This window comes from Glycocaulis abyssi, from assembly GCF_041429775.1.
Lineage (GTDB): Bacteria > Pseudomonadota > Alphaproteobacteria > Caulobacterales > Maricaulaceae > Glycocaulis > Glycocaulis abyssi.
The window spans coordinates 891,883-906,495 of record NZ_CP163421.1 but is presented as its reverse complement, the minus strand read 5'-3'; the positions used below and the strand labels follow the sequence as shown (position 1 = coordinate 906,495).

17 protein-coding genes are annotated in these 14,613 nt (G+C 62.8%); 15 read left to right on the top strand and 2 right to left on the bottom strand.

The annotated features are described in order from the left end of the window. Positions 1–13: 13 nt before the first annotated feature. The 4 genes from AB6B38_RS04475 (at position 14) to AB6B38_RS04460 (ending at position 3,580) form a co-directional block, all read left to right on the top strand. On the top strand, positions 14–1,063 hold the full coding sequence (locus AB6B38_RS04475; protein WP_371394575.1) for an enoyl-CoA hydratase/isomerase family protein: 1,050 nt from the start codon (positions 14–16) through the stop codon (positions 1,061–1,063). 30 nt (positions 1,064–1,093) lie between these two features. Then, the gene (gene mmsB / locus AB6B38_RS04470; RefSeq protein ID WP_371394574.1) at positions 1,094–1,990 is read left to right on the top strand and encodes a 3-hydroxyisobutyrate dehydrogenase; all 897 of its coding nucleotides are present in this window, start codon (positions 1,094–1,096) and stop codon (positions 1,988–1,990) included. 130 nt (positions 1,991–2,120) lie between these two features. Beyond that, positions 2,121–3,335, top strand: a complete 1,215-nt coding sequence (gene hemA / locus AB6B38_RS04465; protein ID WP_371394573.1) for a 5-aminolevulinate synthase — start codon at positions 2,121–2,123, stop codon at positions 3,333–3,335. After that, a complete protein-coding gene (locus AB6B38_RS04460) occupies positions 3,335–3,580 on the top strand; it encodes a serine hydroxymethyltransferase (protein ID WP_371394572.1) in 246 nt (81 codons plus the stop codon). Before hemA ends, AB6B38_RS04460 begins: the two co-directional genes overlap by 1 nt. Positions 3,581–3,598: 18 nt before the next feature. Here AB6B38_RS04460 and AB6B38_RS04455 read toward each other — a convergent pair whose 3' ends face one another. Beyond that, complete coding sequence (locus AB6B38_RS04455) at positions 3,599–4,027, bottom strand: MucR family transcriptional regulator (protein ID WP_371394571.1); 429 nt, start codon at positions 4,025–4,027, stop codon at positions 3,599–3,601. Positions 4,028–4,311: 284 nt separating this feature from the next. On the opposite strand from AB6B38_RS04455, the gene glyA reads away from it, so the two are divergent. The 10 genes from glyA to AB6B38_RS04405 all read left to right on the top strand — a co-directional run bounded on the left by glyA (position 4,312) and on the right by AB6B38_RS04405 (position 13,299). After that, complete coding sequence (glyA, locus tag AB6B38_RS04450; RefSeq protein ID WP_371394570.1) at positions 4,312–5,616, top strand: serine hydroxymethyltransferase; 1,305 nt, start codon at positions 4,312–4,314, stop codon at positions 5,614–5,616. Between the two features lie 11 nt (positions 5,617–5,627). Further along, positions 5,628–6,110 carry a transcriptional regulator NrdR gene (gene nrdR / locus AB6B38_RS04445; protein WP_371394569.1) on the top strand — a complete coding sequence of 161 codons (483 nt, stop codon included), beginning with the start codon at positions 5,628–5,630 and terminating at the stop codon, positions 6,108–6,110. Then, positions 6,110–6,775, top strand: coding sequence for a RibD family protein (locus AB6B38_RS04440; RefSeq protein ID WP_371394568.1), 666 nt, complete (start codon positions 6,110–6,112; stop codon positions 6,773–6,775). Before nrdR ends, AB6B38_RS04440 begins: the two co-directional genes overlap by 1 nt. 5 nt (positions 6,776–6,780) lie before the next feature. After that, positions 6,781–7,398, top strand: coding sequence for a riboflavin synthase (locus tag AB6B38_RS04435; RefSeq protein ID WP_371394567.1), 618 nt, complete (start codon positions 6,781–6,783; stop codon positions 7,396–7,398). Next, positions 7,398–8,522, top strand: a complete 1,125-nt coding sequence (gene ribB, locus AB6B38_RS04430) for a 3,4-dihydroxy-2-butanone-4-phosphate synthase (protein WP_371394566.1) — start codon at positions 7,398–7,400, stop codon at positions 8,520–8,522. The genes AB6B38_RS04435 and ribB overlap by 1 nt, the downstream gene beginning before the upstream one ends. A 16-nt stretch (positions 8,523–8,538) precedes the next feature. After that, positions 8,539–8,976, top strand: a complete 438-nt coding sequence (locus tag AB6B38_RS04425; RefSeq protein ID WP_371394565.1) for a 6,7-dimethyl-8-ribityllumazine synthase — start codon at positions 8,539–8,541, stop codon at positions 8,974–8,976. Continuing rightward, a complete protein-coding gene (gene nusB / locus AB6B38_RS04420) occupies positions 8,977–9,462 on the top strand; it encodes a transcription antitermination factor NusB (protein WP_371394564.1) in 486 nt (161 codons plus the stop codon). Further along, positions 9,462–10,445 (top strand): thiamine-phosphate kinase, encoded by a 984-nt coding sequence (gene thiL, locus AB6B38_RS04415; protein WP_371394563.1) that lies wholly within the window; start codon positions 9,462–9,464, stop codon positions 10,443–10,445. The genes nusB and thiL overlap by 1 nt, the downstream gene beginning before the upstream one ends. A 24-nt stretch (positions 10,446–10,469) precedes the next feature. Beyond that, positions 10,470–10,952, top strand: coding sequence for a hypothetical protein (locus AB6B38_RS04410; RefSeq protein WP_371394562.1), 483 nt, complete (start codon positions 10,470–10,472; stop codon positions 10,950–10,952). A 175-nt stretch (positions 10,953–11,127) separates the two neighbouring features. Then, positions 11,128–13,299 carry a sodium-translocating pyrophosphatase gene (locus tag AB6B38_RS04405; protein WP_371394561.1) on the top strand — a complete coding sequence of 724 codons (2,172 nt, stop codon included), beginning with the start codon at positions 11,128–11,130 and terminating at the stop codon, positions 13,297–13,299. A gap of 83 nt (positions 13,300–13,382) precedes the next feature. Here the strand turns inward: AB6B38_RS04405 and AB6B38_RS04400 are convergent, their stop codons facing one another. After that, complete coding sequence (locus tag AB6B38_RS04400) at positions 13,383–13,886, bottom strand: outer membrane protein assembly factor BamE (RefSeq protein ID WP_371394560.1); 504 nt, start codon at positions 13,884–13,886, stop codon at positions 13,383–13,385. A 121-nt stretch (positions 13,887–14,007) separates the two neighbouring features. On the opposite strand from AB6B38_RS04400, the gene AB6B38_RS04395 reads away from it, so the two are divergent. Further along, positions 14,008–14,547: a ubiquinol-cytochrome C chaperone family protein gene (locus tag AB6B38_RS04395; RefSeq protein ID WP_371394559.1), complete on the top strand. Its 540-nt coding sequence runs from the start codon at positions 14,008–14,010 to the stop codon at positions 14,545–14,547. Positions 14,548–14,613: the final 66 nt, after the last annotated feature.

Below are 14,613 nucleotides of genomic sequence, written 5' to 3'. Positions count from 1 at the left end.
GATTTCCGGCCCGATGACCTCCCTCATAAACGCCCGCAAAACCGGCTCCGTTGGCCGGATCACGCTGAACCGGCCTGAGGCGCTGAACGCGCTCAATCAGGAGATGGTGGATGGTCTCATCAAGGCGCTGCTCGACTGGCGCGAGGATGACGCGGTGAAAGCGGTGGTCGTCGACGGGGCAGGTGAGAAGGGTTTCTGCGCGGGCGGCGATATCCGCATGCTGGCGGAAAGCGGCAAGGCAGGCGGCGACGAAGCCTGGACATTCTGGCGCGACGAATACCAGCTCAACACGCTGATCTTTGAATATCCCAAACCCTATATCGCGCTGATTGACGGCATCACCATGGGCGGCGGGGTCGGTATTTCGGTCCACGGTTCGCACCGCGTGGCGGGCGACCGGACCATGTTTGCCATGCCGGAGACGGGCATCGGCTTCCACCCGGATGTTGGCGGCGCGTATTTCCTGCCGCGCCTGAAGGGCGAAACCGGCATGTGGATGGGGCTGACCGGCGCGCGCCTGAAAGCCGCTGACAGCCTCGCTGCGGGTGTAGCGACCCATTATGTGCCCTCAGACCGGCAAGAAGCCCTCATCGCGGCGCTGGAAAGCGCAGAACTCGACAATGATGGCGAGGCGCTGGAAGATATTCTGGAGGCGCACGCGGGTGATCCGGGCGAGTCTGATCTGGCGCATCTGGGCGGGCTCATCGATGCGGCGTTCGCCGGTGATGAGCTGGCCGCGATGAAAGCGCGCGTCGAAGCGGCTGGTGATGCATGGTCGGCCAAGCAGCTTTCCATCCTCAACTCGAAATCGCCCACCTCCTGCGCGATAACGCTGGCGGCGCTGCGCAAGGGCGCACAGGCTGATTTCCGCACCGTGATGCAGCAGGATTTGCGCGTGTCCATGCGCCTGCTGGTGGAGGGTTCGGACTTCTACGAAGGGGTGCGCGCGGTGATCATCGACAAGGACAATGCACCCAAATGGGGTCCGCAAATGCGCCCCGAAGACGTGGAGGCGATGTTTGTTCCGCTGGAAGCGGACCGCGAACAGAGCTTTCTCGACTAGACAATAACCGTAATCGCCGGAGGAAATATCATGGCCGTCATCGCCTTTATCGGACTGGGCAATATGGGTTCGGGCATGGCCGTGAATCTGGTCAAGGCCGGCCATGAAGTGCGCGGGTTTGACCTCAATCAGGACGCGGTCGCGGTGTTTTCCGGCCAGGGCGGCAAGGCTGCATCAAGCGTGCTGGAGGCCGTCTCTGGCGTTGACGCGGTCGTGACCATGCTGCCCGCCGGCAAGCATGTCCGGGGCATTTATGAGGGCGAGGAGGGGATCATCGCCCATGTGAAGCCTGACGCGATATTGATGGATTGCTCGACCATCGACGTGGATTCGGCCCGCGCTGTTGGTGAAGCGGCGGCCACGGCCGGGATCAAATTCGTCGATGCGCCGGTATCTGGCGGTGTCGCCGCCGCCGAGGGTGGCACGCTGACCTTCATGGTGGGCGGACCGGAAAGCGCGTTCGAGGCGGCAAGACCCTATCTTGAGAAGATGGGCAAGGCCGTTATCCGGGCCGGTGATGCCGGGGCGGGGCAGGCCGCCAAGATCTGCAACAATATGCTGCTGGGCATCCACATGATCGGCACCTGCGAGGCGTTTGCGCTGGCACAGAAGCTGGGCCTGGATCCGCAGCGCTTCTTCGATATTTCGTCCAAGGCGTCGGGGCAGAACTGGTCGATGACCAGCTATTGCCCGGTTCCGGGGCCGGTGCCAGCCGCGCCTTCGAACCGGGGCTACAAGCCGGGGTTCGCCGCGCCCATGATGCTGAAAGATTTGCGCCTTGCGCTCGAAACCGCGCAATCGGCGGACGCCGCCATTCCGCTCGGTGCCCATGCCGAGAGGCTCTACACCCTGTTCACCGAATCCGGCGGGAATGAGAAAGATTTCTCAGGGATCATCGAAATGATCGCCGCCAACAGGACGGAATGAAATTGCGAAACAGTTTCAACTAGAAGGCGCGACAATCGGTCCGCCTTCCGGTATGCATGAAACCAGTCCATATACGATGCGCAATAGCCCGCGCCGATAGCCGCCATCAGAGCGGTCAGGAGAACACGACATGGATTACGCAGCAGCGTTCAAGGCTTCGGTCGCCCGCGTCCGCGCGGAAGGCCGCTACCGCGTGTTCGCCGATCTGCTGCGCAAGAAGGGCGAGTTTCCCAAGGCGCGCTACCGCGCTGGCGATGGCAGCATGCGTGAAGTCACCGTCTGGTGCTCCAATGACTATCTGGGCATGGGCCAGAGCGCGTGCGTAACCGGCGCGATGAAGCAGGCGATTGACGATGTCGGTGCCGGCTCTGGCGGCACGCGCAATATCTCCGGCACGACTCATTATCATGTCGAGCTGGAGCGCTCGCTGGCAGACCTTCACCAGAAGGAAGCCGCGCTCCTTTTCACGTCCGGCTACATCGCCAATCAGGCGACGCTGGCGACACTCGGCAAGATCCTGCCCGGCCTCATCATCTATTCCGATGCACTCAATCACGCCTCAATGATCGAGGGCGTGCGCCAGGCGGGCTGCGAGAAGCATGTCTGGCGGCACAATGATGTGGCCCATCTTGAAGAGCTGCTCAAAGCCGCGCCGCTGGATGCGCCCAAGCTCATTGCGCTTGAGTCGGTCTATTCCATGGATGGCGATATCGGCCCGCTCGAAGCGGTGTGCGATCTTGCCGACAAGTATAATGCCATGACCTATCTCGATGAGGTTCACGCGGTCGGCCTTTACGGTATGCGCGGGGCAGGGGTGGCAGAGCGTGACGGGCTGATGCACCGTTTCGACATTATCGAAGGCACGCTCGGCAAGGCGTTTGGCGTCATGGGCGGCTATATCGCGGCAGACTCGGTGATCTGCGATGCCATCCGCTCACGGGCGCCCGGCTTCATCTTCACGACCTCGCTGGCGCCTGTGCTGGCCGCGGGTGCGCGCGCCAGCGTGGAGTATCTCAAATCCGCCTCCCATCTGCGTGATGCGCATCAGGAGCGCGCCGCCACGCTTAAAGCCCGCATGAAGGCGGCGGGGCTGCCGGTGATGGAGTCCGAGACGCATATCGTTCCGGTGCATATCGGCGATCCTGTGCTGTGCAAGCGGATCACCGACGCGCTGCTGGACGAGCACGGGATATATGTGCAGCCGATCAACTACCCGACTGTGCCAAAAGGCACCGAGCGCATGCGCTTCACCCCGTCACCGCTGCACACCGACGAGATGTTCGATCAGCTGATTGATGCGCTGCAGGTGGTCTATGCGAAATACGCGAACGCGAAGGTCGCCTGATGTCTGGCCGCGGCGGACTGCCCGGCCGGGAGATCATCTTTGAATATCAGGGGCTGGCTGATTCGGTCCGGCTGGCGGCCATCGATGCCGCGACAGGAACCGAGGTGATCGTGTTCGGCCCTGCGCGCACGGCCCGGCATGATCTGGAACGGGTGGCCCTGCGCAAGCTGGCGCGCCGTCTGGGCCTGAATGCTGATGGCAAACAAAAAACGCCCCGGCCAAAAGGCCGGGGCGTCATCGTCTGACCCGTAAAGAGCCAGATACTATTTGCGTGACTTGCGGCCACCGCGGCCAAGGCCGATTTCCTTGGCGAAATCAGACCGGCGGCGCGAATAGGCCGGTGCCACCATCGGATAGTCCGACGGCAGGCCCCATTTGCGGCGATAATCGTCCGGCGACATGTCGTATTGCGAGCGCAGATAGCGCTTGAGCATTTTGAGCTTTTTGCCGTCTTCCAGGCAGATGATGTAGTCGTCGGTGACAGACCGGGACACCGGAACCGCAGGCTTGGCCTTGGCTTCGGGCTTTGCTTCAACGCCCGTCAGTTCACGCAGGGCGCCATGCACCTGACGGATGATTTCCGGAACCCCGTCGGCGGAAATGGTATTGTTGGCGACGTAGGATGCCACGATATCGGTGGTCATCCGCAGTACTTCTTCCTGATCGATCGGGGGAGTGTTGTCTTCGGTCATATTCATCACCTGACATTCGCTTTTGTTGATAGGACCCAATATGCACTTTGTGTAAACTGCTTTGGTTGAGCAAACAAGTATAGCGTCTGCCAATACCAGTAAGTTTATGCAGAAGAAACCGCGCCGGATCGAAACCCGGTTTTCCGGCTGCGGCCAGGAGAACGCAAAGTCTGCGCCCCGCGAATGGTGCGTCTTTTCAACATGTGCGGTTGTGTGTGGTTGTGAAGCGCTTCGCCAGGGCGTATTTCAGGGTCAACCGACAAATCGCCAAGAGGGAGTCGCCGATGCCGGATGCAGCCCAGGAAACCGCCAGCAACGGGTTTTTCACCGAAACGCTCGCCAGCCGGGACCCCGAAATTGCCAGCGCCATCGCAAAGGAGATTGGCCGGCAACAGGATCAGATCGAGCTGATAGCCTCGGAAAATATTGTCAGCCGTGCTGTTCTGGAGGCGCAGGGCTCGCCGCTGACCAACAAGTATGCCGAAGGCTATCCCGGCAAGCGATATTATGGCGGCTGCGAGTTTGTCGACATCGCCGAAGAGCTGGCGATTGAGCGCGCGAAGAAGCTGTTCGACGCGGCCTATGCGAACGTTCAGCCCAATTCTGGCAGCCAGGCCAATCAGGCTGTGTTTCTGGCTCTGCTGAAACCTGGCGACCGTATCCTCGGCCTCGACCTTTCGGCCGGCGGTCACCTGACCCATGGTGCGCGGCCAAACATGTCCGGCAAATGGTTCGAGGCGCATCATTATGGTGTGCGCGAGAGCGATGCGCTGATTGATTATGACAAGCTGCGCGAGCAGGCGCTGGAACTGCGCCCGCAAATGATTATTGCCGGTGGTTCGGCCTATCCGCGCGAGATCGACTTCAAGAAATTCCGCGCAATCGCCGATGAGGCTGGCGCGCTGCTTCTGGTCGATATGGCCCATTTCGCCGGGCTGGCGGCAGCAGGCGTCTATCCCAACCCGGTGCCGCATGCCGATGTGGTGACAACCACGACGCACAAGACGCTGCGCGGCCCGCGCGGCGGCATGGTGCTTTCGCGCGATGTGGATATCGGCAAGAAGATCAATTCGGCTGTGTTCCCCGGCCTGCAGGGCGGCCCGCTGATGCACGTCATTGCCGGCAAGGCCGTTGCGTTCGGCGAGGCGTTGCGCCCTGAGTTCAAGCAGTATGCCGCCAATGTGGTGGAGAACTGCCGGGCCATGGCGGGCGCCCTGTCTGATGCCGGCTACGCGGTGGTGTCCGGCGGGACCGACAGCCATCTGGCCCTGATCGATCTGCGCCCGAAAAAGCTGACCGGAGACATTTCCGAGGCGGCGCTGGAACGCGCCCACATGACCTGCAACAAGAACGGGGTGCCGTTTGATCCGGAAAAGCCGACCGTCACTTCGGGCCTGCGTATTGGCGCGCCGGCAGGAACCACACGCGGCTTTGGCGTGGCTGAATTCCGCCGCGTCGGTGAGATGATGGCTGACGTGCTGGATGCGCTGGCCGATAATCGTGACGGCGACGCGCAGGTCGAAGCGCGCGTACGCGAGGAAGTTATCGCCATGTGCAAGCGCTTCCCGATCTATCCCGAGCTTGGCTAGGAGTCCGGTTCTTGCGCTGTCCGTTCTGCTCCCATCCTGATACCCAGGTAAAGGACTCCCGGCCTTCGGAAGACGGGCAGGCTATCCGCCGCCGCCGGCAATGCCCTTCATGCGGCGCGCGCTTCACGACATTCGAGCGCGTCCAGCTGCGTGACCTGCAGGTCATCAAGTCGGACGGCAAGCGCGTGCCGTTCGAGCGCGACAAGCTGATGCGCTCGGTTCTGCTGGCCGCCCGCAAAAGCTCGATTGACCGCGAACGCACCGAGCAGATGATCTCAGGTATCGTGCGGCGGCTGGAAAGCAGCGGCGAGCCGGATATCCCGTCACGCCGGATCGGCGAGCTGGTGATGGAGGGCTTACGCAATCTCGATCCGGTTGCCTATGTGCGCTACGCGTCGGTCTATCGTGATTTCCGCGAAGTGGCCGACTTTTCAGAGTTTATTCGCGGCGAGAAGCTCGGCGACGAGCTTGGGGATGGCGAGGACGACACATAATGACGCGGTTTGTTCACGTAACGCTGAAGCTCGCGACGTCACTGGACGGCAAGATCGCCACCTCTACCGGCCAGTCGCAATGGATTACCGGAGCCGAGGCGCGCGACGCCGTTCACGCCCTGCGGGCGCGCTATGATGTCATCCTGACCGGGATCGGTACCGTGCTGGCGGACGATCCGAGGCTGACCGTGCGGCCGGGCGGGGTGAAGGCGGCAGAGCAGCCGGAGCGGGCGGTGCTGGATACCAGCCTGCGCATCCTGCCGGGCGCGAAACTGTTCGAGGAAGGGCCTGCCATCATCTTCCATGCCAGTGATGATGAAGCCCGCGCCAAGGCCCTTAGCGCCAGGGGCGCACGTCTGGTGCGCGTTGAAAAAGGCGCAGACGGGCATGTCAGCCTGCGGGCCGCCTTGCAGTATCTCAGCTCGGCCGGTCATTCACGTGTGCTAATAGAGGCCGGCGGACGGCTGGCGGGCGCTGCCGTGAAAGCAGGGCTGGTGCACCGGCTGGAATGGTTCCGCGCGCCGATGATTATTGGCGGCGACGGAATGGACGTGTTTGCAGCGCTCGGCCTTGGCAATCTGGCCAGCGCACCCCAATTCCGGCGCACATCGGTTCGCGTTATCGGACGCGATCTGCACGAAAGCTACGAGCGCGAAGGTAACTAGCCGCGATGTTCACCGGGATCGTCACCGCCGTCGGGGAGCTGGCTGCTCTCGAGGACGGGCCGGTGCGCCGTTTTACGGTGCGCGGGCCGTGGCCGGCTGATGATCTGGTGCTGGGGGCGTCCATCGCCCATGACGGGGTCTGCCTGACCGTCACTCATATCGAGCCGGACGGGGCTGGCGCGCGCTATCAGCTTGAGGTCTCGCCCGAAACGCTTGCCCGCACGACGCTGGGTGACTGGAAGCCAGGTACCGCCATTAATCTGGAACGGCCGCTTAAAGTGGGTGACGAGCTGGGCGGACATATTGTCCAGGGTCATGTCGATGGTGTCGGCACCGTGAAGACCCGCACCGACACTGATGGCTGGATGGCGCTGAGAATAGAGGCGCCCGCAGACCTGGCCCCCTTCATCGCACAGAAGGGCTCTATTGCGGTTGATGGTGTGTCGCTGACGGTCAATGGCGTCACCGGTAACGCCTTCGACCTGATGATTATTCCCCATACAGCGGCCGTCACCACGCTCTCGCGCCTGAAGCCGGGCATGCGGGTAAACCTTGAGGTGGACATCATGGCGCGCTACGCCGCGCGCCTTGCCGCCGCAGCCGGTCCGAAGGACGCGCACTGATGTCATCGAACGGTTTCAATCTCGCCTCCGCCGAGGAGATTATCGAGGAAGCCCGCAATGGGCGGATGTTCATTCTTGTCGATGCCGAGGACCGCGAAAACGAAGGCGATCTGGTGATCCCCGCGCAGTTCGCCACCCCTGATGCCATCAACTTCATGACCAAGCACGGGCGTGGCCTGATCTGCCTGACCCTGACCCGCGAGCGCGCGGAGGCACTTCACCTCCAGCCGATGACGCCGCGCAACCGCTCGCGGCACACGACAGCTTTCACCGTGTCCATCGAGGCGCGCGAAGGGATCACCACCGGAATCTCCGCCCATGACCGCGCGCGCACGGTTGCGGTGGCCATTGATCCGGCGACCGGGCCGGAAGATATCGTCAGTCCGGGCCATATCTTTCCGATCACGGCGCGCGATGGCGGTGTACTGGTGCGCGCTGGCCATACTGAGGCTGCGGTAGATGTCGCCCGTCTTGCCGGTGCCAACCCGTCCGGCGTGATCTGCGAGATCATGAATGAGGACGGGACGATGGCCCGGCTGCCGGAGCTGGTCGAATTTGCCGCCGCGCATAATCTCAAGATCGGCACGATTGCTGACCTGATCGCCTATCGCCGCCAGCATGACCGCTTTATCGAGCGGCGGCTGGAAACAAGTGTGGAAACCCGCCATGGCGGGCCGTTCAAATTGATCGTCTACCGCTCGCTGGTGGACGCGGTTGAGCACGTCGCGCTGGTGAAGGGCGATATCCGGTCCGGCGATGTGCCGCTGGTGCGCATGCACAAGGTCAGCTTTGCGGACGACGTGCTGGGCGCGCTGGGCGGCCGGGCAGGGCTGGTCGAAGAAGCGATTGGCGGTCTTGCGGCCCATGAGGGAGCCGCCGTGATGGTATTCATTCGCGAAACCAACCCCTCGGCGATCACCGAACGCTTTGGTGCGAGCCCGTCTGACCCGCCTGATAAGCGCGAGGCGCGGCGTTTGCGCGAATACGGGCTGGGTGCGCAGATCCTGATTGATCTGGGTATACGCCGCATGGAATTGCTCACCACCGCGCCGCAGACCATTGTGGCGCTGGACGGGTACGGGCTGGAAATTGCCGGTCAGCAGGCGCTGACCAGATCAGAATAACGAGAAGGAAGCCAGCATGGCTGCAAAACCGAAACTGCTCATCATTGCTGCTCCCTTCTATGAGGACATCACCGAACAGCTCGTCGAAGGGGCGACAGCCGCCCTGACCGAAGCGGGTGCAGGCTTCGAGATCATCGAAGTGCCCGGCGCATTCGAAATCCCCGGCGTGATCGCCATGGCCGAAGCGGGCAAGCAGCCCTATGACGGCTATGTGGCGCTGGGCTGCGTGATCCGCGGCGAGACCAGCCATTATGACTATGTGTGCGGCGAGTTGGCGCGCGGTCTGATGGATCTGTCGCTGAAGGGCGTACCGCTCGGCTATGGCATCCTCACCGTCGAGAACATCCGCCAGGCGCGTGTGCGCGCGCATGTCAGCGAGAAGAACAAGGGCAAGGACGCCGCCGAGGCGGCCCTTGCCATGATCGCGACCGCACAGCGCTTCGGGTCGCGCTAGATGAGCGAGACGCCATCAGACCAGCGTGCACGCCTTCGCCGCTCCGCGCGCCTGTCGGCCGTGCAGGCGCTCTACCAGATGGAGCTGTCCGGCACCGGCGCGCGCACCGTGGTCAGGCAGTTCCGCGATCATCGCTTTGGCCATGATGGCGAGCCGGGCGAGTATATCGAGGCGGATGAAGACTTCTTTGAAGACCTGCTCTCCGGCGTCGTGCAGGCGCAGGATGAGGTGGACAAGATGACGGCCTCCACGCTGAAGGAAGGCTGGAAGCTCTCACGCCTCGACGCCACGGTGCGGGCGATCCTGCGGGCAGGGGGCTATGAGCTGCTGCGCCGGACCGATGTGCCGACCCGCGTGGTCATCAACGAATATGTCGACATCGCTCATGCCTTCTTTGAAGGCCCGGAGCCGGCCTTTATCAATGCGTCGCTGGACGCTTTTGCCAGAGCCGCCCGCCCGGCCGCAGACGCCGCGCCGGAAAGCTGATGAGCGGGAAGGGCGAGTTCGGGTTTATCAGGAACCGCCTCGCCCCTCTGGCCGCGGGCTTCAAGGGGGCGCTTGGACTGGCAGATGATGCTGCCGTTCTGACCGTCCGTGCGGGCCGCGAGCTGGTCATTACCGCCGATACGCTGGTGGAAGGGCGCCACTTCCCTGAAGGCACGGACCCGGCATTGGTGGCACGCAAGGCCCTGCGCGTGAATCTGTCTGATCTGGCCGCGATGGGCGCAAGGCCAGTCGGCTACATGACGAGTGTGGTCTGGCCGAGCAGCGCTACCGACACGCTGCGCAACGGGTTCGCTGACGGGCTGGCGTCCGATCAGGAAATCTTCGATATCGCCCTTATCGGCGGCGACACGACCTCGGCGGATGGTCCGTGGGTGATCTCTGTCACCGCGTTTGGCGAGGTGCCTGCGGGCAAGGCCATGACCCGCTCAGGCGCGAAACCGGGTGATTGTCTGGTGGTGTCCGGCACGATTGGCGATGCGTATCTGGGGCTGAGAATCGCGAAGAAGGAATTCAGCCCTTCAGCGGAGGACCGGGCCTACCTGCTCGAACGGCTGGAACTGCCGGTTCCGCGCCTCGCACTGGCCGATGCCCTTCACGCCCATGCGGGTGCGGCCATCGATATCAGTGACGGCCTGATTGCCGACAGTCGCCATCTGGCAGTGGCAAGCGGGCTTTCACTCGAGATTGATCTTGATGCGCTGCCACTGTCGGACGCCGCGCGCCGCTGGCTGGGCGATCAGGACGACACGCAGGCCGCGCGCCTGGCGCTCGCCAGCTTTGGTGATGATTACGAGCTGGCTTGTGCGGTTCCCCCGGCGCGGGTCGACACATTTGTGGCAGAGCTCCGCAAGGCCGGTCTTGGCGCAACGGTCGTGGGGGTGTTTGCCCCCGGTGATAAGGTGCAGGTCTTTTCGGGCGGTGCGCCGGTGGAGTACGGGGCGGGCGGATTCACCCATTTTTGACAGGTCGGCAGATAAGTTTGCCGCATGAAACGCTTCGCTGCTGCACTCCTATCATTCGCGCTGCTGGCGCCGTGCGCGCTAGCCGCGCCGCCGTCTGCGCCGGACAACACGTCCGCGCTTGTGGTGCCGAACGATCTGCGCGATCTGGTCATTCAGGCTGGCGAGCGGCTCGCACCGCCCGACACCCCGCATCTGGATCTGCCGTCCATCACGGTCCCGCTGGTGGAGAACGGACGTCTTGCCGGATATGCCTTCCTGAATGCCCGTCTGCATCTGGATGATGAGGCCCGCATCCCGGAAATCCGCGCGCAGCTCCACTTTATGGTGCATGATATGGTGGCTCTGGCGCATGCACACCCGTTCACGCTGGTGTCACGCGATGATTTCACGACCGGTGACACCTACGCCCACTGGGACCGCGCCCTTACAGCCCGCCTCGGCCCCGGTGTAGTGACCGGGCTTGAGCCTCTGGCGGGGGGCGTACGGCTACTGCGGCGCTATCGCTGATCCACAGGCGCCGTACCCGATCAGGGTTTGAACCCTAACACCGATTGCGCCGCTCCACCCCATTGGGCATAGTCCGCCCGTCAATGGGAGGGGCTGCAGGCAGCGCGATTCGTTGCGCCTGCCGGTTACGCGGCCATTCCCCTTAAAAACAAGAAACTCAACGGGGAAACCAATTATGAGCATTGAGCTGTGGCTATGGCTGGTCATCGGGGCCGGTATACTGGCCCTGATCTATGGCGCGGTGACCGTCCGCTCCATCCTGTCCGCCAGTGCGGGCAATGAACGCATGCAGGAAATCGCCAAGGCGATCCAGGAAGGCGCAAACGCCTATCTGAAGCGCCAATACACCACGATTGCGATGGTCGGTGCCGTCGTATTCGTTGCCGTCTTCTTCCTGCTGGGCTGGCAGGTTGCGGTCGGTTTCCTGATCGGGGCAATCCTGTCGGGTGCTGCCGGCTTTATCGGCATGCTGGTTTCGGTGCGCGCCAACGTGCGCACGACAGAGGCGTCGCGCACGGGGTTGGCCGCCGGCCTCGACATGGCGTTCAAGTCCGGGGCGGTAACAGGCATGCTCGTGGCGGGCCTCGCCCTGCTGTCAGTGGTGGTCTACTATTTCCTGCTGACCGGCCTGATGGGCTTTGAGCCGGTCAGCCGCACAGTGATCGATTCCCTCGTCGCGCTCGGCTTTGGTGCCTCCCTGATTTCGATCTTCGCCCGTCTTGGCGGCGGTATCTTCACCAAAGGCGCCGATGTCGGCGGTGACATGGTCGGCAAGGTGGAAGCAGGCATTCCGGAAGATGATCCCCGCAACGCCGCCACCATCGCGGACAATGTCGGCGACAATGTCGGTGACTGCGCCGGCATGGCTGCCGACCTGTTCGAGACCTATGCGGTGACGGTTGTGGCGACGATGGTGCTCGCCTCGATCTTCTTCCGCGGTCTGACAGGCGATATCGGTGTCGACACGATGATGATCTACCCGCTTGCCATTGGCGGCGTGTGCATCATTGCCTCCATCATCGCCACGTATTTCGTGCGCCTGTCCAAAGGCTCGCGCAATGTGATGGGCGCGCTCTACAAGGGCTTCATCGCCTCGGCGGTTCTCGCCCTTGTCGGCGTAGGCGCCGTGACATGGTCGATGATCGGCTTTGAGACCGACATCACGACGGCAGGCGGTGTCACCTTCAACGGGCTGGATCTTTTCCTGTGCGGCGTGGCGGGCCTTCTGGTCACCGGCGCAATCGTGTGGATCACCGAATACTATACCGGCGTGGATTTCCGCCCGGTGAAGTCGGTCGCCAAGGCGTCTGAATCCGGCCATGGCACGAACGTGATTCAGGGCCTGGCGGTGTCGCTTGAGTCCACCGCTCTGCCCGCGCTGACGATCATTGTCGGCATTCTGGTCACCTTCAATCTGGCGGGTCTGTTTGGCATCGCCATCGCGGTGACGACGATGCTGGCGCTGGCTGGCATGGTGGTGGCGCTCGATGCGTTCGGTCCGGTGACCGACAATGCGGGCGGTATCGCCGAGATGGCCGATCTGGACGCTTCAGTGCGTGAAACCACCGATACGCTGGACGCCGTGGGTAACACCACCAAGGCCGTCACCAAGGGCTATGCTATCGGTTCGGCGGGTCTTGGCGCGCTGGTGCTGTTTGCCGCGTTCACAGAGGATCTGAGCTACTTTGCGCAGAACCCGGCCGAGTATCCGTTCTTCGCCGGTGTGGCGGTCGATTTTGCCCTGTCCAACCCGTACGTGGTGGTGGGTCTCTTCTTCGGCGGTCTTCTGCCCTTCCTGTTTGGCGGCATGTCGATGATGGCTGTTGGCCGGGCTGCTGAAGCGGTGGTGGCCGAGGTGCGCCGCCAGTTCCGCGAAAATCCGGGCATTATGACCTTCGAAACCAAGCCCGATTACGGTCGTGCGGTGGATATGCTCACCAAGGCCGCGATCCGCGAGATGATTGTGCCGTCACTGCTTCCGGTACTGTCGCCGATCGTGCTGTTCTTCGTGATCTGGTTCGTCGGCGGGGCTGAGCTTGGCTTTAATGAAGCGGGCAAGGCGCATGCGCTGGCGGCTGTCGGTGCCATGCTTCTGGGCGTGATCGTGACCGGCCTGTTCGTCGCCATCTCGATGACCTCGGGCGGCGGTGCCTGGGACAATGCCAAGAAGTATATCGAAGACGGGAATCATGGCGGCAAGGGCTCTGAAGCCCACAAGGCTGCCGTGACCGGCGATACGGTGGGTGATCCCTACAAGGACACGGCAGGGCCTGCCGTGAACCCGATGATCAAGATCACCAATATCGTGGCGCTGCTGCTGCTCGCCGTTCTGGCGAGTGCTGCCTGACCGGTAACAGGTGCCAACACGCAAAAGCCCCGGCAGCGATGCCGGGGCTTTTTTTGTCTCGCGCGTCCTGTTGAGAAGAAGCGTTAGTCGTTGCGCCGCGGACCGCCGGCGCCGCCGGGCAAATTGTCCTGACCGGCAATCTGGTCGGTGGGCAGACGGCCCACATTGCCGAGCACCTGTTCGAGCAGGGTAAGCTCGCGTCCGCGCGTCGGCGTGGTCCGCGACACATAGTTCACCTGCCGGGAATTGGACGCGTCATACTCATTCACCTCGGCGACCACACCATCATCATCAAAGCGCACGGCAATGATGCGGCGGGCCAGCGTGTTCGGACGCAGATAGGCGAGATATTCGCGCGTATCGGTGATGTAATACCAGGTGTTCTCTTCAAACGTGCCGCGCACTGACGGACTGCCCAGCGTCGCCAGCAGCGTCGCCTCACTATCCTCACCAACCAGAATCTCCGGCACCTCGCCATCGGTATAGCGATAGCCATGCGTGCGCAGTGTCGGATTGCAGGCCGTGAGGACCATCGCGCCGAGCGTCACGCCGGCGACAGTCAGCATTTGCATGGATTTGCGGTTCATTCGCGTTCTGGCCTCCGTCGCCTCACCTGCAGGTGCGTCCACACGCCTACTGGCGCGCGTGATCCTTTTGACCTACCTGTCGCGCATCCTAGCGTCTAGTGCCGCCTTCAGGGAGTGCCAAATGCGATTTCCACTGAATCTGTTCCGCCCCGACCCGGTGAAGGTACGTGCCAGGCAGCTATATGACGCCGTTCTGGCCGAGGCGCGCCGCCCCCATCTCTACGCGCAGCACGGGGTACCCGACACGGTAGACGGCCGGTTTGACATGCTCGTCCTGCACGCCGCGCTGGTGATGCGCAGGCTGCGTGAGGAGGGCGAGCAGGGGCGGGAGCTGTCACAGGCACTGTTTGGCCGGCTGTTTGACGATATGGACGCCGCCTTGCGTGAAATGGGCATTGGTGACATGAGCGTCGGCAAGAAGATCAAGGTCATGGCCGAGGCGTTCTACGGGCGGGCCGCGGCCTATGATGCGGCACTGAAAGCCGGAGATGAGGCGCAGATGTGCGCCGCGCTGCTGCGCAATCTCTTCGATGATGCGCCAGATCACGCGGATGCCGCCGCAGCGCTGGCACAGCATGCTTTCAACGCCGACCGGCAGATCAGGGCCATGCCTGCCGATGAGCTGCTTGAGGGGCGGCTGGGGACACTCACAGCGGCCTAGCAGCCGAGCCGGGATGTTGCATCAGCCCGGTCAATCGGTAAGTTGCGGGCCTTCGCTCCGGCTGGG